The organism is Kaistia defluvii (assembly GCF_026343955.1).
Taxonomy (GTDB): Bacteria; Pseudomonadota; Alphaproteobacteria; order Rhizobiales; family Kaistiaceae; genus Kaistia; species Kaistia defluvii.
On record NZ_JAPKNI010000004.1, the window covers coordinates 494113 to 512257 of the forward strand.

An 18145-nucleotide genomic window follows, 5' to 3' on the forward strand; every position below is an offset into this window, starting at 1 on the left:
CCCCTCACCCCAGCCCTCTCCCGTGCCGGGAGAGGGAGTCCGCCGGTGCACGTCGCCAGGCTGGGAAATCGATGACGGATGCGGACCGAAGGCCCTCTCCCGGCACGGGAGAGGGTTGGGTGAGGGTCTTGCTTTCGGTCCAGGGTTGCTTGAACATTTGGCGCGACAGGATCGAAACATGACGCAAGCTCGGCCTTCTGCGCCGCTGCGCCTTGCCTTCTCGGCCATTCCCGTATATGCACCGCCCGTCGTATCGACACCCGGCCGGGGGTTGAACGGAAGGCGGCGCGAGCCGCAGGGATCACAAGATCCCGTCTTCCCGTGTTCCCGCTCTCGAAGTTGTACCGATCAGCCTTTCTCGAAGGCTTCGGTGAGGCTTGGCGCCGGGAAATGAAAAGGAAGGGCAATCATGCCGCTTTATGAGCACGTATTTCTGTCGCGACAGGACGTGTCCGCACAGCAGGTCGAAGCACTTACCGAGCAGTTCAAGGGCCTCATCGAGGCCAATGGCGGCACGGTCAGCAAGATCGAGCAGTGGGGCCTGAAGTCCGTTGCGTTCCGCATTCGCAAGAATCGCAAGGCGCACTACACGCTGATGAACATCGACGCACCGGCGGCCGCCATGGCCGAGCTGGAGCGTCAGCAGCGCATGAACGAAGACGTCCTCCGCATCCTGACCCTCAAGGTCGAGGCGCATGAGGAAGGCCAGTCCGCCATGCTGCAGAAGCGCGATCGTGACGATGGCGACCGTGGCGGCCGCTTCGGCGACCGTGGCGACCGTCCCCGTGGCGGCTTCGGTGGCGGCGGCGGCGGCTTCCGTGGCGACCGTGAAGGCGGCGCCGGCGGCGGTTTCCGTGGCGAGCGCCGTCCGCGCTCGGAAGAATCTGAAGGAGCGGCTGAATAATGGCTGACGTCGGCACCACCAGCACCTCCAGCGGCGGCCAGCGCCGTCCGTTCTTCCGTCGTCGGAAGACCTGCCCGTTCTCCGGCGCCAACGCACCGAAGATCGACTACAAGGACGTCCGTCTCCTGCAGCGCTACATTTCCGAGCGCGGCAAGATCGTTCCGTCCCGCATCACGGCGGTCTCCGCCAAGAAGCAGCGCGAGCTCGCCCAGGCGATCAAGCGCGCCCGCTTCCTCGGCCTGATCCCCTACGTGATCAAGTAAGACCCCGATCGCCGGAAACCTCGGTTTCCCTTGGCGATCGCTGACTTCGCCGGACCGACGCCCGCCGCCGGTCCGGCAGCCCTTCGGGCGAGATTTCCAGTGCCTCCCAGAGGCAAGACTTGGTTGGGGTGTGGCCGGGCTTCCCGTGACCTGCCTCTAACCGCTCTCGAAGCGGGACAGCGAGATAACATGTCGATGCGGAATATCCTGATTGGCTTTGGAGCCGGAATGGCGGCAGCGCTGCTGTTTGCCGGGCTCGTCAGCGGGACCGCCCTCGCCTTCCCCCTCTTCATCCTGTCTCCCCTGCCGATCGCCATCGCCGCGCTCGGCTTCGGCACGCTTTCCGGCGCTGCCGCGGCCGCCGTCGCCTCGGCTCTGATCGGCCTCGCCATCGGCCATCTCGCCGGCGGGCTCTATTTCATCCTCTTCGCCGCCCCCGTCGCCTGGGCTGCCCATCTCGTCGGCCTGTCGCGGCCGGACGAGTCAGCCCCCGGCGGACGGCAGTGGTTTCCGCTCGATATCGTGCTTCTGCGCGCCGCGCTCGCGGTGGCGGCGGCGGTGGTCGTGACCGGTTTCCTGCTCGGCTATGACCCCGAGGCGCTGATCACCCAGACGCTCGCCGTACTGAAGAGCTGGCTGGCGCAGTCGGAAGGCATGACACCGCCCGACGCGGAGATGGAGCCGCTGGTGCGCTTCAACATCGCACTGATGCCCTTCACCTCGGCCAGCCTGACGCTCGGCATCCTGGTGCTCGCGACTTGGCTCGGCGCTCGAATCGCCAGGATGTCCGGCCTGCTCGCCCGCGAGTGGACGCCGCTCTGGACGATCGTGCTGCCGCAGCCGGCAGCGCTTTTCTTCGGCCTCGCCTTCGTCGTCAGCCTGCTGCCCGGCGTGCCCGGCCAGATTGCCGGCGCCGTCGCCGGCGCCATGGGCTTCGCCTTCGCGCTGACCGGCTTCGGTCTGCTGCATGCGCTGCTCCTCGGCAAGGCGGCTCGGCCGCTGCTGCTTTTCCTTGTCTATGCCGTCAGCTTCATCTTCCTGCTGCCGCTCGGCATCATGGCCGTGGTCGGACTTGCCGACACGGCCCTTCAATTCCGGGCCCGCCGCTTCGCGGCACGGCCCGGCATCTCGTAACTCATTGACAGAACGATAGAACGAAGGAGTCATACCATGGACGTCATTCTGCTGGAGCGCGTCGCGAAGCTCGGCCAGATGGGCGAAGTCGTGCACGTCAAGGACGGCTACGCCCGCAACTTCCTGCTGCCGCAGGGCAAGGCGCTGCGCGCCAACGAAGCCAACAAGAAGCGCTTCGAGGCCGAGAAGGTTCACCTCGAAGCCCGCAACCTCGAGCGCAAGTCCGACGCCGAGAAGGTCGCCGAGGCACTCAACGGCCAGTCCTTCATCGTCGTCCGCCAGGCCGGCGAGACCGGCCAGCTCTACGGTTCGGTTTCGAGCCGCGACGTTGCCGAGCTCGTCACCGAGGCCGGCTTCTCGGTCGGCCGCAGCCAGGTCGTCCTCGAAGTTCCGATCAAGACCATCGGCCTGCACGACGTCGTGGTCGCGCTGCATCCGGAAGTGGAAGCAACCGTCACGATCAACGTCGCCCGCAGCGTCGACGAAGCCGCCCGCCAGTCGAAGGGTGAAGACCTCTCGGCCGTCCAGGACGACTTCGAGCTCGAGCCGCTTCCGGAAGGCGAAGGCTTCGCCGGCGTCGACGACGAAGAAGAGATCTGATCGGGTCCCTTCACCTGAAGGGAGCCTTATTTTCGAGAGAGCGCCGCGGTTTCCGCGGCGCTCTTTTTATTTTGAAGACGCTACGTAATCGGCTTAACGCGTACCCGCTTGAAATTGCGGCGAAATCAGGGCTACCATCGATCGACGGCCGGATGTCGCCGACCGCCTTGTCGCAACCTGCCTTGGTCAACCAAGACATTCAGGAGGGGGGCAGCGGATCACCATGAACCGGTTGCTCATCAACTATCTGTCAGGCGTCCTGAAGCGTGGATCGCTTGAAATCATCGACGCCAGGGGAAGGCTCCACCGCTTCGGCGATGGCAGCGGCGTCCCGGTCCGTGTCCGCTTCACTTCGGCGGCCGCCGAGCGCGCGGTCATCCTGAATCCCGAGCTGAAGCTCGGCGAGACCTTCATGGATGGCGGCTTCGTGGTCGAGCAGGGCTCGATCTACGATTTCCTGGAAGTGGTCCTGCAGAATACCGGTGGCGGCGGCCGCTCCTGGTGGATGCGCGCGGTGTACCAGATGCGCGTCTGGACCCGGCGCTTCCGGCAGTGGAACACGCCGTTCCGCGCGCGCCAGAACGTCGCCCACCACTACGATCTCGACGGGCGGCTCTATTCGCTGTTCCTCGACAGCGACCAGCAATATTCCTGCGCCTATTTCGAGACGCCGGATACCGGCCTCGAAGAAGCGCAGATCGCGAAGAAGCGGCACCTCGCGGCCAAGCTGGCGCTGGCGCCGGGTCAGAAGGTGCTGGATATCGGCTCCGGCTGGGGTGGACTCGGCCTCTACCTTGCCAGCCATGCCGATGTCGACGTGACCGGCGTGACGCTGTCGGAGGAGCAGCACAAGGTCTCGAACGCCCGCGCCGCATCGATGAACCTCGCCGACCGCGCCGCGTTCAAGCTGCAGGACTACCGGTCGCTGAAGACGCAGTTCGACCGCATCGTCTCGGTTGGCATGTTCGAGCATGTCGGCGTCGGTCATTTCCGCGAATATTTCGAGCAGGCCCGACGGCTCCTGACCGAAGACGGCGTGATGGTGCTGCATGCGATCGGGCGCTTCGATTCGCCCGGCGAGACCAATTCCTGGATCCAGAAATACATCTTCCCGGGCGGCTATATCCCGTCGCTCTCGGAAGTGTTCCCGGCGATCGAGAAGGCCGGGCTGAAGGTCACGGATGTCGAGATTCTCCGGCTGCATTATGCCGAGACGCTGAAGGCCTGGCGCGAACGCTTCCTGGCCCGGCGAGACGAGGCTGTCGCGCTCTATGACGAGGCCTTCTGCCGGATGTGGGAGTTCTACCTCGCCGCCTCGGAGACCGCCTTCCGCTATCAGGACATGATGATCTTCCAGATCCAGATCGTCCGCGACCAGAACGCGCTGCCGCTGACGCGCGACTATATCTGGCAGGCCGAGGAAGCCCTGCGCCTCCGCGACCATGCCGGCCAGCGACCTTCCCTCAAAATCGCCGGAAACGGCTAGCGGGAGGGCCGAATCGGTCGCCTTCACCGAACTGTCACCGAAACGCTTCGCGCAAGCGGCAAGTGCCCTTGTCGCGGAGTCTTCGGTGTTAACCTATGGATAACGGGTACGAAGGAAGCGAACGTTAGGCGGTCGGCCCATCCTGCGCCTAACTAGGGCTCAGGGATCTGAGAGCCAATCGACCATGAACGTTCCAGCGCGAGCCGCACCGCCGCAGCAAGCCGAATTCTATCGGCAGCCGCCGCATAACATCGAAGCCGAGCAGGCGCTTCTCGGCGCCATCCTCGTCAACAATGAGGCGTTCTATCGCGTCTCGGACTTTCTCGAGCCGCTGCATTTCTTCGAGCCGGTGCACAAGACCGTCTACGAGATCACCTCGCAGCTCATCCGCCAGAACAAGATCGCCAACCCGGTCACGCTGAAGAACTTCCTGCCCGCCGACCTCGCCATCGGCGAGCTCAACCCGGCGCAGTACCTGGCCCGACTCGCGGCCGAAGCGACCACCATCATCAATGCCGAGGATTACGGCCGCTCGATCTACGACCTGGCGCTGAGACGCTCGCTGATCGGCATCGGCGAGGACGTGGTCAACATCGCCTTCGACGCGCCGATCGACATGCCGCCCAAGGCGCAGATCGAGGACGCCGAGCGCCGCCTGTTCGCGCTGGCGGAAACCGGCCGCTATGACGGCGGCTTCCACTCGTTCGAGGACGCGCTCAAGACCGCCATCGACATGGCCAGCGCCGCCTATCAGCGCGACGGCCACCTCTCCGGCATCGCCACCGGCCTCGACGATCTCGACCGCCAGATGGGCGGCCTGCAAGCCTCCGATCTGATCGTGCTGGCCGGTCGTCCCGCCATGGGCAAGACCTCGCTCGTCACCAACATCGCCTTCAACATCGCCAAGGCCTATCGCGGCGAATTGCAGCCTGACGGCTCGATGAAGACCGTCAATGGCGGCATCGTCGGCTTCTTCTCACTGGAAATGTCGGCAGAGCAGCTCGCGACGCGTGTCGTCGCCGAGCAGTCGGGCGTGTCGTCCTCGCATATCCGCCGTGGCTCGATCGACGAGAACCAGTTCGCCCGCGTCGTCGAGGCGTCGCGCGAAATGGCGCGCATTCCGCTCTATATCGACCAGACCGGCGGCCTCTCGATCGCCCAGCTGACCGCCCGCGCCCGCCGCCTCAAGCGCCAGCGCGGCCTCGATGTGCTGATGATCGACTACCTCCAGCTGCTGCAGGGCTCCGGCAAGGGCCAGGCCAACCGCGTGCAGGAAATCACCGAGATCACCACCGGCCTGAAGGCTCTGGCCAAGGAACTGGCCGTTCCGGTGATCGCGCTGTCGCAGCTCTCGCGTCAGGTCGAGGCGCGCGAAGACAAGCGGCCGCAGCTCTCGGATCTGCGCGAATCGGGCTCGATCGAGCAGGACGCCGACGTCGTGATGTTCGTCTATCGCGACGAGTACTACCTGAAGGGCAAGATGCCGAAGGAAGGCACCGAGGAGTTCTTCAAGTGGCAGGCGGAGATGGAGCAGGTCGCCGGCACGGCTGAAGTCATCATCGGCAAGCAGCGCCACGGCCCGACCGGCACGGTGCAGCTGCAGTTCGAGGCCGAGATCACCCGCTTCTCTAACCTCGCCAAGCGCGACCACCTGCCGGAATCGTTCGAATAGGCGGCCGGACATCTCGGCTCCGGCGCAATTCCGCGCCTCGGCTTCAAGGCGGAGCGAAAACCCGCTTCCATGCCGCCGCGGGGCAGAGCTGCATGCGAGCGCCTTGAGATCGCCGTGAAAATCGCCGAGACCTCGGCCAGCAAGTTCCGGATCCACGCTCGCCGCGCTGGCAGCCAAGAATCGCGTACCCTCCCCTGATGGAACAATCAGATCCCACCCCCAGCCAGGCGCCCGTCACAGCCGGCAACCGGCTGACGATCGACCTCACGGCGCTGTCGAGAAACTGGCAGTCGCTCGCCGCGCGGGCGGGCCGCGCGGAGACCGCCGCCGCCGTGAAGGGCAATGCCTATGGCATCGGCGTCGAACCCGCCGTACGGGCCCTTGCACGCGCCGGATGCCGTACCTTTTTCGTGGCGCTGCCGGACGAGGGACTGCGGGTCCGCGCCGCCATGCCGGATGCGACGATCTATGTGCTGAACGGTCTCGCCACCGACCTCGCCTCGGTGCATGCCGAGGCGACGCTGCGTCCCGTGATCGGCTCGAGCGGCGAGTTGGACGAATGGGCCGCCTATCGCGCCGCGGGCGGCAGCGGCAACGCCGCGCTGCATGTCGATACCGGCATGAACCGCCTCGGCGTCACCTTTGCCGAGGCGCAGGAACTGGCCGCCGATGCCGGTCTGGTCGATCGGCTCGGACTGAGCCTGGTGATGAGCCATCTCGCCTGCGCCGACACGCCCGCCCATCCGCTCAATGCCAGCCAGTTGGCCACGATGCAGGACGTCAAGGCGCTGTTCCCCGGCCTGCCGGTGTCGCTTGCCAACACGGCCGGCATCGTGCTCGGCCCCGATTATCACTTCGACCTCGTCCGCCCCGGCATCGGCCTCTATGGCGGCCCCTTCGTCGAGGGCATGGCGCCGCTCGAGACCGTCGTCACCGCCGAGGCGCGCATCGTGCAGATCCGTGACGTGCCGGCGGGCCAGACGGTGGGCTATGGCGCGGCGCAGACGCTGGCGCGGCCGAGCCGGATCGCCATCCTCTCGACCGGCTATGCCGATGGCTATCACCGCGGCGCAAGCTCGACCGACCGCCGGCCCGGCGCCGCGACCTTCCTGCATGGCAGCGTGGCGCCGCTGGTCGGCCGCGTCTCGATGGACCTGATGGCGATCGACGTCACCGACATCCCGGAAGCCGGACGCGGCGACTGGGTCGAGCTGTTCGGCCCCAACATGCCCGTTGCCGACGTCGCGGCGGCGGCCGGCACGATCAGCTATGAATTCCTGACCAGCCTCGGCGCCCGCTATGCGCGGCACTACCTCGGAGACGCCTGATGGCGCGGGCCAAGATCCAGTACATCTGCCAGAACTGCGGCGCGGTCAGCCCGCGCTGGCAGGGCCGCTGCGAAGCCTGCGGCGAATGGAACACGATGGTCGAGGAAAGCGCCTCGGGCGGCATTGGCGGCGGCCCCGCCAAGGGCCCGGCCAAGCGCGGCCGCATCGTCGAGCTGCAGGCGCTCTCCGGCGGCAGCAACGAGACGCCGCGCATCCCTTCCGGCATCGCCGAACTGGACCGCGTCACCGGCGGCGGCTTCGTCCGCGGCTCGGCGCTGCTGGTCGGCGGTGATCCCGGCATCGGCAAGTCGACCCTGCTGCTGCAGGCCTCCGCCGCGCTGGCCGCCAAGGGCGAGCGCGTCGTCTACATTTCCGGCGAGGAAGCGATCGCGCAGGTGCGGCTGCGGGCCGAGCGCATGGGCGTCGCCCACACGCCCGTGGCGCTCGCCGCCGAGACCAGCGTCGAGGACATCCTCGCCACCCTGCAGGCAGGCCCCGTCCCTGCCCTCGTCATCCTCGACTCGATCCAGACGCTCTGGACCGAAACGGCCGAATCGGCGCCGGGCACAGTGACGCAGGTGCGCGCCTCGGCCCAGGCGATGATCCGCTACGCCAAGCACTCCGGCGCGACCCTGGTGCTGGTCGGCCATGTCACCAAGGACGGCCAGATCGCCGGCCCGCGCGTCGTCGAGCACATGGTCGACGCCGTGCTCTATTTCGAAGGCGAAGGCGGCAAGCAGTTCCGCATCCTGCGCGCGGTCAAGAACCGTTTCGGCGCCACCGACGAGATCGGCGTGTTCGAGATGACCGGCAGCGGATTGCGCGAAGTGCCCAATCCGTCGGAGCTTTTCCTCGGCGAGCGCAACGCCGCCTCGCCCGGAGCGGCGGTGTTCGCCGGGATGGAGGGATCGCGCCCCGTCCTGGTCGAGATCCAGGCGCTTGTCGCCCCGTCCCTGCTCGGCACGCCACGGCGCGCCGTCGTCGGCTGGGACTCCGGCCGCCTCGCCATGGTGATCGCCGTGCTCGAATCGCATTGCGGCGTGAAGCTCGGATCGAACGATGTCTATCTGGCAGTCGCCGGCGGCCTGAAAATTACCGAGCCGGCTGCGGATCTCGCGGTTGCTTCCGCGCTGGTCTCCTCGCTCTCCGGTATTGCTCTGCCGGCGGATTGCGTCTATTTCGGCGAGGTCAGTCTGTCGGGAGCCGTCCGACCCGTCGTCCATGCTGCGCAGCGCCTGAAAGAGGCGCAGAAGCTTGGTTTTGGCAGGGCGGTGCTGCCGGCAGCCTCGATCGACAAGGAGGCCAACCTCGGTCCCGGATTGCAGGGGATCGACCAGTTGGCCGGACTTGTTGCGATGATCGCGGCCTCGGGGACGCGGCCAGAGCAACGCGCCGTCCCGGATCCGGCGGCAAGACGGCGGTCCAGTGTGGCCGATGAGGCCTTGGATTCATGAAGGCGACGGGCTAAAGCGCAACCTTCTGCAGCGCGGGTCGAGGGGACATCGTAGGAATGCCGGTCACGATTCTTGACGGTGTGGTCTTTGTCGTCATTCTCATCTCGGCGATGCTGGCCATGGTGCGCGGCTTTGTCCGCGAAGTTCTGTCGGTTGCCTCCTGGGCGCTCGCCGCCGCTGCCGCCTTCTTCTTCTACAAGTCGCTGCTTCCCTTCGTGGAGCCCTACATCGCCAACAAGAACGTGGCGATCATCGCGACCGCCGCCGGCATCTTCTTCGTCGCGCTCATCATCGCCAGCTACATCGCGATGAAGATCTCGGATTTCGTGATCGACAGTCGCGTCGGCCTGCTCGATCGCATTCTCGGCTTCTGCTTCGGCCTGGCGCGCGGCCTGCTGCTGGTCGTCATCGCCTTCGCCTTCCTGTCCTGGATCCTGTCGGACCGGCAGCCGGCATGGGTTGCGAACGCGCAAAGCGCGCCTATCTTGAAGTCACTCGCGGACAAGCTCGTCGCGGCGCTGCCGGAAGACATCGAGAAGACCATTCAGGACCGGCTGCACGGCAAGGGCGAGGAAGCAACGCCGCCGACCGATGCGCCTGCCGACGACGCGCCGGACGCGACGCCCAATGCGGCCCCGGCCCAGCCGACTCAGCCGAATCCGGGCTACGGCACGCAGGAACGACAAGGTCTCGACAACCTGTTCGACAATAGCGGCGACCCACCGGCCGAAGAGCCGGACCAGACGCCGGCGCCGGACTAACCCGGGGAAGCACCAATCCCTGACGCGATCGCCGCCCCCGATCGCCCGTCAGGCTAAAAGGACCGCATATGGACGATTTTTCCATGCTGCCAGCTCCCGCTGACGATGATCACTTCCACGAGGAGTGCGGCGTGTTCGGCGTGTTCGGACACGACGACGCGGCCGCGCTCACCGCGCTCGGCCTGCACGCCCTCCAGCATCGCGGCCAGGAGGCCGCCGGCATCGCCGCCCATGACGGCCGCCAGTTCTCGATCGAGCGCCACATGGGCCTCGTCGGCGACAACTTCACCCGCAAGACGGTGATCGACCGGCTGCCCGGCCGACGCGCCATCGGTCACAACCGCTACGCCACCACCGGCGGCGTCGGCCTGCGCAACGTCCAGCCTATGTTCGCCGAATTCGCCGGCGGCGGCTTCGCCGTCGCCCATAACGGCAACCTGACCAATGCGATGACGCTGAAGCGCGAACTGCAGCGCCGCGGCTCGCTGTTCCAGTCGACCTCCGACACCGAGACGATCATCCACCTGATCGCCACCTCGATCCACGGCCAGTTGCTCGACCGCTTCATCGACGCGATCCGCCGCATCGAGGGCGCCTATTCGCTCGTCGCTCTGTCTGAAAAGAAGATGATGGGCTGCCGCGATCCGCTCGGCGTTCGCCCGCTCGTGCTCGGCAAGCTCGAAAACGCGCACATCCTCGCCTCCGAGACCTGCGCGCTCGACATCATCGGCGCCGACTATGTGCGCGACATCGCTCCCGGCGAGGTCGTCATCATCACCGATGAGGGCATTGAGAGCTTCTTCCCGTTCGAACGCCAGCCCTCGCGCTTCTGCATGTTCGAATATGTCTATTTCGCCCGGCCGGACTCTTCCGTCGATGGACGCGGCGTCTATCACGTCCGCAAGCGCATCGGCGCGGAACTGGCGCTGGAAAGCGGCATCGATGCGGACGTCATCGTGCCCGTGCCGGATTCCGGCGTCCCCGCCGCGATCGGCTATGCCGAGGCTGCCCGCATCCCGTTCGATCTCGGCATCATCCGCAACCACTATGTCGGCCGCACCTTCATCGAACCGACCGACGCCATCCGCCATATGGGCGTCAAGCTGAAGCACAACGCCAATATGCGCGTGCTCGAAGGCAAGCGCGTCGTGCTGGTCGACGATTCGATCGTGCGCGGCACCACCTCGATGAAGATCGTGCAGATGGTCCGCGACGCCGGCGCCGCCGAGGTGCACATGCGCATCGCCAGCCCGCCGACCAAGGATTCCTGCTTCTACGGCGTCAACACGCCGGAGAAGTCGAAGCTGATCGCCTCGCATATGTCGGTCCAGGAAATCGCCGATTTCATCAAGGCCGACAGCCTCGCCTTCCTCTCGATCGACGGGCTCTACCGGGCCGTCGGCGAGGCGCAGCGCAATGGCGACGCGCCGCAGTTCTGCGATGCCTGCTTCACCGGCGATTACCCGACCCGGCTGGCCGATTTCGAAGATCGCGGCAAGGTTCAGCCGCTGAAGCGACTGGCCGAAGCGAGCTGATAGCCCGCTCGCCACCCCTTTCTCCTTCCCGTCTGCCCGGGACAGGCGGCGCCTCCGGCGCCCCGCCCCGGGCGAACCCAGAACTTGATTGGACGTCTTCCGTGACCACTCCCGACCTTTCCGGCCGCATCGTCGTCGTCACTGGCGCCTCGCGCGGCATCGGCTGGAACGCGGCGCTCGCGGTCGCGGAAGCCGGCGCGCATGTGATCGCCATCGCCCGCACGGTCGGCGCGCTCGAGGAGTTGGACGACACGATCCAGGCCAAGGGCGGCACGGCGACGCTCGTGCCGCTCGATCTGCGCGACCTCGACGCGATCGACCGGCTCGGGCTCTCGATCTACGAGCGCTGGGGCAAGCTGGACGGCCTTGTCGGCAATGCCGGCCAACTCGGCATCATCACCCCCGTCGCCCATCTCGACCAGAAGATCTGGGACGAGGTGATGACGGTCAACGTCACCGCCAATTACCGCCTGATCCGCTCGCTCGATCCGCTGCTGCGCCAGTCCGACGCGGGCCGCGCACTGTTCCTGAGCTCCGGCGCGGTGGTCAACTGCAGCCCCTATTGGGGCGTCTATTCGGCCTCCAAGGCGGCGCTCGAAGTGCTGGTGCGCACCTATGCGGCGGAGATCGATTCCAGCACGGTGCGTGCGAATCTGTTCGATCCCGGCCGCCTGCGCACGCAGATGCGCGCCAAGGCCAAGCCCGGCGAGGATCCCGAGACGCTAAACCATCCGCGCGTCGTCGCGGCCGACATCGTCCGCATGATCGCGCCCGGTTTCACCGACAACGGCACCCGCTTCGAATTCCCGACCGGCAACGTCACGCGTTTCCTGGCGTAGGCATTCTTCTTTTCACATGTCCGTCGCCTCGCCTGATGGCGCGGTCCTCCCGTACAGGCATCTGGTAAAGCCGCCACCCTCACCCGCAAGCGGGCCTGGGAGCGGACGGTGCAGGCTGACATACCCATGACTGGCTCGCCGGAAAGCCCTCGCCGGCCTGCGGGAGAGGGTTGGGTGAGGGTCTTGCTTTCCAGGCCGCGCCTCCCCTCCGGGGCGCTGGGCCGTGCCCGAAAGCTGGCGCGCACGCCAGCCCGGCTCCGCTAAAGCAGCGAAACACCCTTCAGCTTCGGCAGCACGGCGCGATTGACGACGCGGTCGACGATCACCTCGTGCCCGACGAACCAGTTCACGACGTTCTCCGCCCCCATCAACGCGATGCGCTCCATCGTCGCCGCCGTCTCGGCTGCGATATGCGGGGTGATGATGGTATTGGGCGCGGTCAGCAGCGGGTTGTCGGGCTTTGGCGGCTCGGCCGCCAACGTGTCCAGCGCCGCCCCGCCCAGACGGCCGGAGGCCAGCGCCTCGGCGACATCCGCCTCGTCCAGCAATCCGCCACGCGCCGTATTGACCAGCAAGGCGCCCGGCTTCATCCGCGCGATCGCCTCCCGGTTGAAGAAGCCGCGATTGGACGCATCCATCGGGCAGTGCAGGCTGACAATGTCGCTCTCGGCCAGGAGTTGCTCCAGCGGCACGGTCGAGGTTCCAGCGGCGGCCGAGGCGGCGGCACCTGGCCTGCCGGAGGCGATGACGCGCATGCCGAGCGCCCGCGCCATCTCGCCGACGCGCCGGCCGATGCGGCCGAAGCCGACAATGCCGAGCGTCTGGCCGCGCAGCTCGGTCGCAGTGTAGCGGCCGCGATCCCAAAGGCCGGCCTTCAGCCGCGCATCGAGCCGCACGACGTCGCGCCGGATCGCCAGGATCAGCGCGACCGCCATTTCGGCGGTGGCATCGGCATTGGCGTCGCCGGCCGTCATCACGGGGATGGAGCGCGCGGTGGCTGCGGCGAGATCGACGCTGTCGACGCCGGCCCCCATCTTGGAGATCAGTCGCAGCGAGGGCCCGGCGGCATCGAGCACGGCGGCGCCGAGCGGCGGGTTGGCCCGCACCAGGATGGCATCGAACGGTTTGGCCGAGAGCGTCGCGATCATGCGCGCCGGGTCGATCGGACCGCTCATCGTCTCGATGGCAGCGCCGATTGGATCAAGGATGCGCGACGCCGGCTCCAGCAGGTCATCGCCCGTCATCAGGACGCGGATGGGCGATGGCATGGCGCGGGCTCCTCGAGTGGGGCTGCTCTCCACCTCTCCCTGAGGGAGAGGTCGACGCACGAAGTGCGGCGGGTGAGGGTTCAGGGAACCATCCGGAGAGGCCGTAAACCCTCACTAGAGCTCCGCTCCGACCTCTCCTTGAGGGAGAGGTGAAGAACGGGCTCCAGGTTGAAAAACCCTAGCGCTTCTTCGCCTTGTTTTCGAACGGGTTTTCGCCCTTGCGCAATTGCAGCCGCAGTGGCACGGCGGCGAGCTTGAAGGTCTCGCGGATGCCGTTCAGCAGATAGCGCGTATAGGCGTCCGGCAGCGCTTCGGGGCGCGAGCAGAAGGCGACGAAGGTCGGCGGACGCGCCTTGGGCTGGGTCATGTAGCGCAGCTTGACGCGGCGGCCCGAGACGGCCGGCGGCGGATGGTGCTCCAGAACGCTCGCCAGCCAGCGGTTCAGCGCCGCGGTGGGGATGCGGCGGTTCCAGGTCGCGTAGACCTTCAGCAGTTCGCTCATCAGCTTGTCGATGCCAGCCCCGGTCAGGCCGGAAAGCGGCACGAGCGGCACGCCGCGCACCTGCGGCAGCAGGCGCTCGGCCATCTCGCGAAGCTCGGCCATCTTGGCCTGGCGATCCTCGACCAGATCCCACTTGTTGAAGGCGATGACGAGCGCGCGGCCCTCGCGGGCGACCAGATCGGCGATCTGCAGATCCTGCTTCTCGAAGGGAATGGTCACGTCGAGCATCAGCACGACGACTTCGGCGAAGCGGATGGCGCGCAGCGAATCGCCGACCGAGAGCCGCTCCAGCTTGTGCTCGATGACGCGGGACTTCTTGCGCATGCCGGCCGTGTCGAACAGCTTGATGCGGCGGTCGTTCCAGGTCCAGTCGACGGAGATCGAATCGCGCGTAATGCCGGCCTCTGGGCCGACCAGCAGGCGATCCTCGCCGAGCATGGTGTTGATCAGCGTCGACTTGCCGGCGTTCGGGCGGCCGACGATGGCAACCTTGATCGGCCGGTTGAGGTCGAGCGGGGCCTCCACTTCTTCGCCGGTTTCCGGATCGATCGGCAGCGGCGCGTCGAAATCGTCTTCCTCGTCGGAGAGCTCGTCTTCCTCGCGCTCGAACGGCAGCAGGGCCGCGAACAGGTCCGCCATGCCCTCGCCGTGCTCGGCCGAGATCGCCACCGGCTCGCCGAGGCCGAGCGAATAGGCCTCCAGCACGCCGCTCTCGCCGACCTTGCCCTCGGCCTTGTTGGCGACCAGCACCACCGGCTTGCCGACGCGGCGCAGCAGTTCCGCGAAATGCTCGTCGACCGGCGTCACGCCGACACGGGCGTCGATCAGGAACAGCGAGACATCCGCCTCCTCGATCGCCATCTCGGTCTGGGCGCGCATGCGGCCTTCCAGCGTCTCGGGATCGGCATCTTCGAGGCCGGCCGTATCGATGATCGTGAAATAGAGATCGCCGATGCGGGCCTCGCCGGGACGGCGGTCGCGCGTCACGCCCGGCGTGTCGTCGACGATCGCGATCTTCTGGCCGACGAGGCGGTTGAAGAGGGTCGACTTGCCGACATTGGGGCGGCCGATGATGGCGACGGTGAAGGTCATGATAGATACGGCCTCAAATGGCGTCGGGAAGCCGCGGCGTCCGCGACTTCCCGAAATACTGCCACGTCGAGGTTCCGGCTAATACGCCCCGCGTGGCCCCGGAACGACGAAAAACGATTGGTTCGGCGCCCGACCGGGCGTCAGCTCTTGGCGGGTGCCGGTGCGGCGCCGATCTTGGAGCGGATCAGGTCGAGCATCAGCTGCGTCCGGCTCTGCATCGACTGCGGCGTTTCCGGATCGTCGGCGATCGACTGGAAATAGCCGCGCGCCGCTTCGAGATCGCCGACGCGCCAAGCGGTCATGCCGAGCAGTTCGCGGGCGCTGTGGCGCCACGGACCGCCAACTGCCGCGAGATCGCCGACGCGGGCCTGCATGGCCGCGAGATCCGCCGTATCGACGACGAGCAGCGCCGCGCGCAGGCGCGCCATCGCCTTCAGCAGCGCCGGCGTGTCGGACTTGGCCGCGATGGCGTCGAACGCCTTCACGGCGTCATCGGTCTTCTTGGTCGCGGCCAGCTCCGACGCGGCGCGGAAGCTTGCGAGAACCGGGTAGCCGCCGCTGCCGGTTGCTGCGATCGCGTCGAGCGCCTGGATGGCTTCGTCGTGCTTGTTCTCGTTCGCCAGGTTCAGCGCCGCGACGAAACGATCGCCCTCGGCGGCCGCCTGCTGCTCACGCCAATATTGCCAGCCGCGCCAGCCGCCAACGGCGACGACGATCAGAACCGCTGCCAGAAGAACGTAAGGTCCGAAGCGGGTCCAGAGACGCTTCGCCTGTTCGCGGCGCAGGTCCTCTTCGACTTCGTGAAAAATGTCAGTCATGCTCTTCTTTCCGGCTCCGGTCAGCGGCGCGCACCATAACGAAGCGCCCCTGCGCTGGCAAATCGGCGATGGCGGTTCTCAGCCGCGAAACAAGAGGATTCGCCACAGCGTCATGCCAGAGGCGGATCCGGCCGAAATCGCGCAGGAGTCCGGGCCGTTTCCGGGCTCCCGCCGCGCCGTTCCCATCCGCGCAAGGGAGCATGGCGCGATCCCGTCGAGAATCAGCCCTTCGGCTTCGCGCCGGCATCGGTCGCTGCCGGCGGCTTCAGCGTGTAGACGTTTTCCGGGGCGGGGAAGGTCCGCGCCTTCACTTCCTCGGCATAGGACGAGATGGCCTCGCCGATCAGGCCGCCGAGATTGCCGAACTTCTTGACGAATTTCGGCACGCGGGAGGACAGGCCGAGCATGTCCTCCAGGACGAGGATCTGGCCGTCGCAATCCGGCGACGCGCCGATGCCGATGGTGGGGATCGCCACAGACCGGGTGATCTCGCGCGCCACAGGCTCGATCACGCCCTCGACCACGAGGGCGAAGGCGCCCGCATCGGCGATCGCCCTGGCATCCGCCAGGACAGCCGCGACGCTCGCCTCGGTCTTCCCCTGCACCTTGAAGCCGCCCATCGTGTTGAACGACTGCGGAGTCAGGCCGATATGGCCCATGACCGGGATGCCGCGCTGGGTCAGGAAGCGCACGGTTTCCGCCATGTGCACCCCGCCCTCCATCTTCACGGCGCCACAGCCGGTTTCCTTCATGATCCGTGCCGCCGAGCGGAAAGCAGCCTGCGGACTTTCCTCATACGAGCCGAACGGCATGTCGACCACGACGAGCGCCCGCTTCGACCCGCGCATGACCGCAAGACCCTGCAGGATCATCATGTCGAGCGTGACCGGAATCGTACTCTCCAGGCCGTGCATCACCATGCCGAGCGAATCGCCGACCAGGATGAAGTCGACATGCGGATCCATGATCGCCGCGGTATGCGCGTGATAGGAGGTCAGCGACACGATCGGCGTGCCGCCCTTTCGGCTCAGGATATCGATCGCGTTCAGGCGGCGGATCTGCGGCTCGACGGACATGAGAGGTCTCCTTTGGCGCGGAAGCCATATGTCTTCTGATTGAGGCGCTCGACAAACGCATTGCGACCGCCCCCCCGACGCCCGGATCGTTCCGTTGGCGCCCGGCGGAGACTTGCTAGCATGCTTCCTGCCGGCGTTCGACCACCGCGCGCGCAGACCTGCCAGTTGCAATTGAGACGGCTCCTGCCTTTACGTAAGAGTTTCGGCATCCAGATTACCGGTTGTTCAGTCTTTGCTTGCTACCATGAGGAAATGAAACGCGACCTTTTCGGGGAGAAGACTTCGATGCGCCGTTCTCTTGCCGCTCTCGGCCTGTCCTTGACGATCGGGCTCGCCGCCCTCCTGGGCGCCGCGCCAGGAACCGCGCGGGCCGATGTCGTCGCCCGCATCAATCTGAGTTCGCAGCAGATGGTCGTCTATGTGGATGGTCGAGCCCGCTATGGCTGGGACGTCTCGACGGCGCGTCGCGGCTATACCACGCCGGTCGGCAGCTACCGCCCGACCCGCATGCACCGGATGTGGTATTCGCGCAAATACGACATGGCGCCGATGCCGAACTCCGTCTTCTTCCGCGGTGGCTACGCCATCCACGGTACGCCGCATGTGCGCTCGCTCGGCCGTCCGGCGTCGCATGGATGCGTGCGGCTCGCGCCTGAAAATGCGCGCACGCTCTACCAGTTGATCGCCGAGCGCGGCATGAAGAATGCGCGCGTCGTGATCACACGCTGAGAAAATCGTGTGGCCGGCGGCCATGGCGTGACGAAGGTCACTGACGGAACGGTTGTGGCCCGCTAGAACAGCATCATGAGCGGGCGGCAATCACCAGCCGCCCCGACCCTCGAATTGACCCCGCCCGGAACCGCCGCCATGCTCGCCCGCCTGCTTGCTCCCCTCGCCATCGCCACGATCGCGCTGACCGCGGCGCCGCAATTCGCCTCGGCCAATTCGCTGTTCCCGGGGCCTGCCGGCGTGTTCGCGAAGGTCAATCTCGCCAAGCAGCAGATGGACGTCGTCGTCAATCGCGGCAATGGCGTCAAGGAAACCTACAGCTGGAAGGTTTCGACCGGCCGCAAGGGCTTCGAGACGCCGCCCGGCAAGTTCCGCCCGGACTATCTCGACGAGATGCACCATTCGACGAAGTATGAAAACGCGCCGATGCCCTATTCGGTGTTCTTCAATGACGGCATCGCCGTGCACGCGACGACCGAAACGAAGAATCTCGGCCGCCCCGCCTCGCATGGCTGCGTCCGCCTCGACAAGGCGAATGCCGAAGTGTTCTTCAAGGCCGTGAACGAGATCGGCATGATGCGCACGGCGATCATCGTCGAGAAGTAAGCGCCCGCCCCCCGCCTTCCTGATTTCCTGACCCGAAAGCGCCGCCGCACCCCTCGGCGGCGTTTTCGTCTGGAGCAT

The 18145-nt window shown here is 66.5% G+C and carries 17 protein-coding genes; 13 read left to right on the top strand and 4 right to left on the bottom strand.

From position 1 onward, the window contains the following. Nucleotides 1-409: 409 nt before the first annotated feature. The 11 genes from rpsF to OSH10_RS13320 all read left to right on the top strand — a co-directional run bounded on the left by rpsF (nucleotide 410) and on the right by OSH10_RS13320 (nucleotide 11976). Entirely contained in the window at nucleotides 410-904 is a 495-nt protein-coding gene (gene rpsF / locus OSH10_RS13270; protein WP_266332244.1) for a 30S ribosomal protein S6, read from the top strand. Beyond that, nucleotides 904-1167, top strand: a complete 264-nt coding sequence (gene rpsR / locus OSH10_RS13275; protein ID WP_266332246.1) for a 30S ribosomal protein S18 — start codon at nucleotides 904-906, stop codon at nucleotides 1165-1167. The genes rpsF and rpsR overlap by 1 nt, the downstream gene beginning before the upstream one ends. A gap of 189 nt (nucleotides 1168-1356) precedes the next feature. Then, nucleotides 1357-2301, top strand: coding sequence for a DUF2232 domain-containing protein (locus OSH10_RS13280; RefSeq protein ID WP_266332247.1), 945 nt, complete (start codon nucleotides 1357-1359; stop codon nucleotides 2299-2301). A gap of 36 nt (nucleotides 2302-2337) precedes the next feature. Continuing rightward, nucleotides 2338-2901: a 50S ribosomal protein L9 gene (rplI, locus tag OSH10_RS13285; protein ID WP_266332248.1), complete on the top strand. Its 564-nt coding sequence runs from the start codon at nucleotides 2338-2340 to the stop codon at nucleotides 2899-2901. Nucleotides 2902-3124: 223 nt separating this feature from the next. Continuing rightward, complete coding sequence (locus tag OSH10_RS13290) at nucleotides 3125-4387, top strand: SAM-dependent methyltransferase (RefSeq protein ID WP_266332249.1); 1263 nt, start codon at nucleotides 3125-3127, stop codon at nucleotides 4385-4387. A 184-nt stretch (nucleotides 4388-4571) separates the two neighbouring features. After that, a complete protein-coding gene (locus OSH10_RS13295) occupies nucleotides 4572-6059 on the top strand; it encodes a replicative DNA helicase (protein WP_266332250.1) in 1488 nt (495 codons plus the stop codon). A gap of 197 nt (nucleotides 6060-6256) precedes the next feature. Further along, nucleotides 6257-7387, top strand: coding sequence for an alanine racemase (alr, locus tag OSH10_RS13300; protein ID WP_266332251.1), 1131 nt, complete (start codon nucleotides 6257-6259; stop codon nucleotides 7385-7387). Next, nucleotides 7387-8841, top strand: a complete 1455-nt coding sequence (radA, locus tag OSH10_RS13305; protein ID WP_266332252.1) for a DNA repair protein RadA — start codon at nucleotides 7387-7389, stop codon at nucleotides 8839-8841. Before alr ends, radA begins: the two co-directional genes overlap by 1 nt. Nucleotides 8842-8897: 56 nt before the next feature. Further along, a complete protein-coding gene (locus OSH10_RS13310; RefSeq protein WP_266332253.1) occupies nucleotides 8898-9602 on the top strand; it encodes a CvpA family protein in 705 nt (234 codons plus the stop codon). A gap of 68 nt (nucleotides 9603-9670) precedes the next feature. Continuing rightward, complete coding sequence (gene purF, locus OSH10_RS13315; RefSeq protein ID WP_266332254.1) at nucleotides 9671-11137, top strand: amidophosphoribosyltransferase; 1467 nt, start codon at nucleotides 9671-9673, stop codon at nucleotides 11135-11137. A 101-nt stretch (nucleotides 11138-11238) separates the two neighbouring features. Next, a complete protein-coding gene (locus OSH10_RS13320) occupies nucleotides 11239-11976 on the top strand; it encodes an SDR family NAD(P)-dependent oxidoreductase (RefSeq protein WP_266332255.1) in 738 nt (245 codons plus the stop codon). A gap of 260 nt (nucleotides 11977-12236) precedes the next feature. On the opposite strand, the gene OSH10_RS13325 is transcribed toward OSH10_RS13320, so the two are convergent. From OSH10_RS13325 to panB, 4 genes are all read right to left on the bottom strand, one after another. Continuing rightward, entirely contained in the window at nucleotides 12237-13244 is a 1008-nt protein-coding gene (locus OSH10_RS13325; protein WP_266332256.1) for a hydroxyacid dehydrogenase, read from the bottom strand. A gap of 178 nt (nucleotides 13245-13422) precedes the next feature. After that, the gene (gene der / locus OSH10_RS13330; protein WP_266332257.1) at nucleotides 13423-14838 is read right to left on the bottom strand and encodes a ribosome biogenesis GTPase Der; all 1416 of its coding nucleotides are present in this window, start codon (nucleotides 14836-14838) and stop codon (nucleotides 13423-13425) included. Between the two features lie 140 nt (nucleotides 14839-14978). Next, nucleotides 14979-15656: a tetratricopeptide repeat protein gene (locus OSH10_RS13335; protein ID WP_266332258.1), complete on the bottom strand. Its 678-nt coding sequence runs from the start codon at nucleotides 15654-15656 to the stop codon at nucleotides 14979-14981. Nucleotides 15657-15877: 221 nt separating this feature from the next. Further along, nucleotides 15878-16732, bottom strand: a complete 855-nt coding sequence (gene panB / locus OSH10_RS13340; RefSeq protein WP_266332259.1) for a 3-methyl-2-oxobutanoate hydroxymethyltransferase — start codon at nucleotides 16730-16732, stop codon at nucleotides 15878-15880. A 285-nt stretch (nucleotides 16733-17017) separates the two neighbouring features. On the opposite strand from panB, the gene OSH10_RS13345 reads away from it, so the two are divergent. Both OSH10_RS13345 and OSH10_RS13350 read left to right on the top strand, forming a co-directional pair. Continuing rightward, the gene (locus OSH10_RS13345) at nucleotides 17018-17461 is read left to right on the top strand and encodes a L,D-transpeptidase (protein WP_266332260.1); all 444 of its coding nucleotides are present in this window, start codon (nucleotides 17018-17020) and stop codon (nucleotides 17459-17461) included. 75 nt (nucleotides 17462-17536) lie between these two features. Next, on the top strand, nucleotides 17537-18067 hold the full coding sequence (locus OSH10_RS13350; RefSeq protein WP_266332261.1) for a L,D-transpeptidase: 531 nt from the start codon (nucleotides 17537-17539) through the stop codon (nucleotides 18065-18067). Nucleotides 18068-18145: the final 78 nt, after the last annotated feature.

Bases quoted from the DNA above. Each gene is read 5' to 3' on its own strand.
- OSH10_RS13310 (WP_266332253.1), top strand. From the start codon at position 8,898: ATGCCGGTCACGATTCTTGACGGTGTGGTCTTTGTCGTCATTCTCATC.
- der (WP_266332257.1), bottom strand. From the start codon at position 14,838: ATGACCTTCACCGTCGCCATCATCGGCCGCCCCAATGTCGGCAAGTCG.
- alr (WP_266332251.1), top strand. From the start codon at position 6,257: ATGGAACAATCAGATCCCACCCCCAGCCAGGCGCCCGTCACAGCCGGC.
- purF (WP_266332254.1), top strand. From the start codon at position 9,671: ATGGACGATTTTTCCATGCTGCCAGCTCCCGCTGACGATGATCACTTC.
- rpsF (WP_266332244.1), top strand. From the start codon at position 410: ATGCCGCTTTATGAGCACGTATTTCTGTCGCGACAGGACGTGTCCGCA.
- panB (WP_266332259.1), bottom strand. From the start codon at position 16,732: ATGTCCGTCGAGCCGCAGATCCGCCGCCTGAACGCGATCGATATCCTG.
- OSH10_RS13335 (WP_266332258.1), bottom strand. From the start codon at position 15,656: ATGACTGACATTTTTCACGAAGTCGAAGAGGACCTGCGCCGCGAACAG.
- OSH10_RS13325 (WP_266332256.1), bottom strand. From the start codon at position 13,244: ATGCCATCGCCCATCCGCGTCCTGATGACGGGCGATGACCTGCTGGAG.
- OSH10_RS13350 (WP_266332261.1), top strand. From the start codon at position 17,537: ATGAGCGGGCGGCAATCACCAGCCGCCCCGACCCTCGAATTGACCCCG.
- OSH10_RS13280 (WP_266332247.1), top strand. From the start codon at position 1,357: ATGTCGATGCGGAATATCCTGATTGGCTTTGGAGCCGGAATGGCGGCA.
- rpsR (WP_266332246.1), top strand. From the start codon at position 904: ATGGCTGACGTCGGCACCACCAGCACCTCCAGCGGCGGCCAGCGCCGT.
- radA (WP_266332252.1), top strand. From the start codon at position 7,387: ATGGCGCGGGCCAAGATCCAGTACATCTGCCAGAACTGCGGCGCGGTC.
- OSH10_RS13345 (WP_266332260.1), top strand. From the start codon at position 17,018: ATGCGCCGTTCTCTTGCCGCTCTCGGCCTGTCCTTGACGATCGGGCTC.
- rplI (WP_266332248.1), top strand. From the start codon at position 2,338: ATGGACGTCATTCTGCTGGAGCGCGTCGCGAAGCTCGGCCAGATGGGC.
- OSH10_RS13295 (WP_266332250.1), top strand. From the start codon at position 4,572: ATGAACGTTCCAGCGCGAGCCGCACCGCCGCAGCAAGCCGAATTCTAT.
- OSH10_RS13290 (WP_266332249.1), top strand. From the start codon at position 3,125: ATGAACCGGTTGCTCATCAACTATCTGTCAGGCGTCCTGAAGCGTGGA.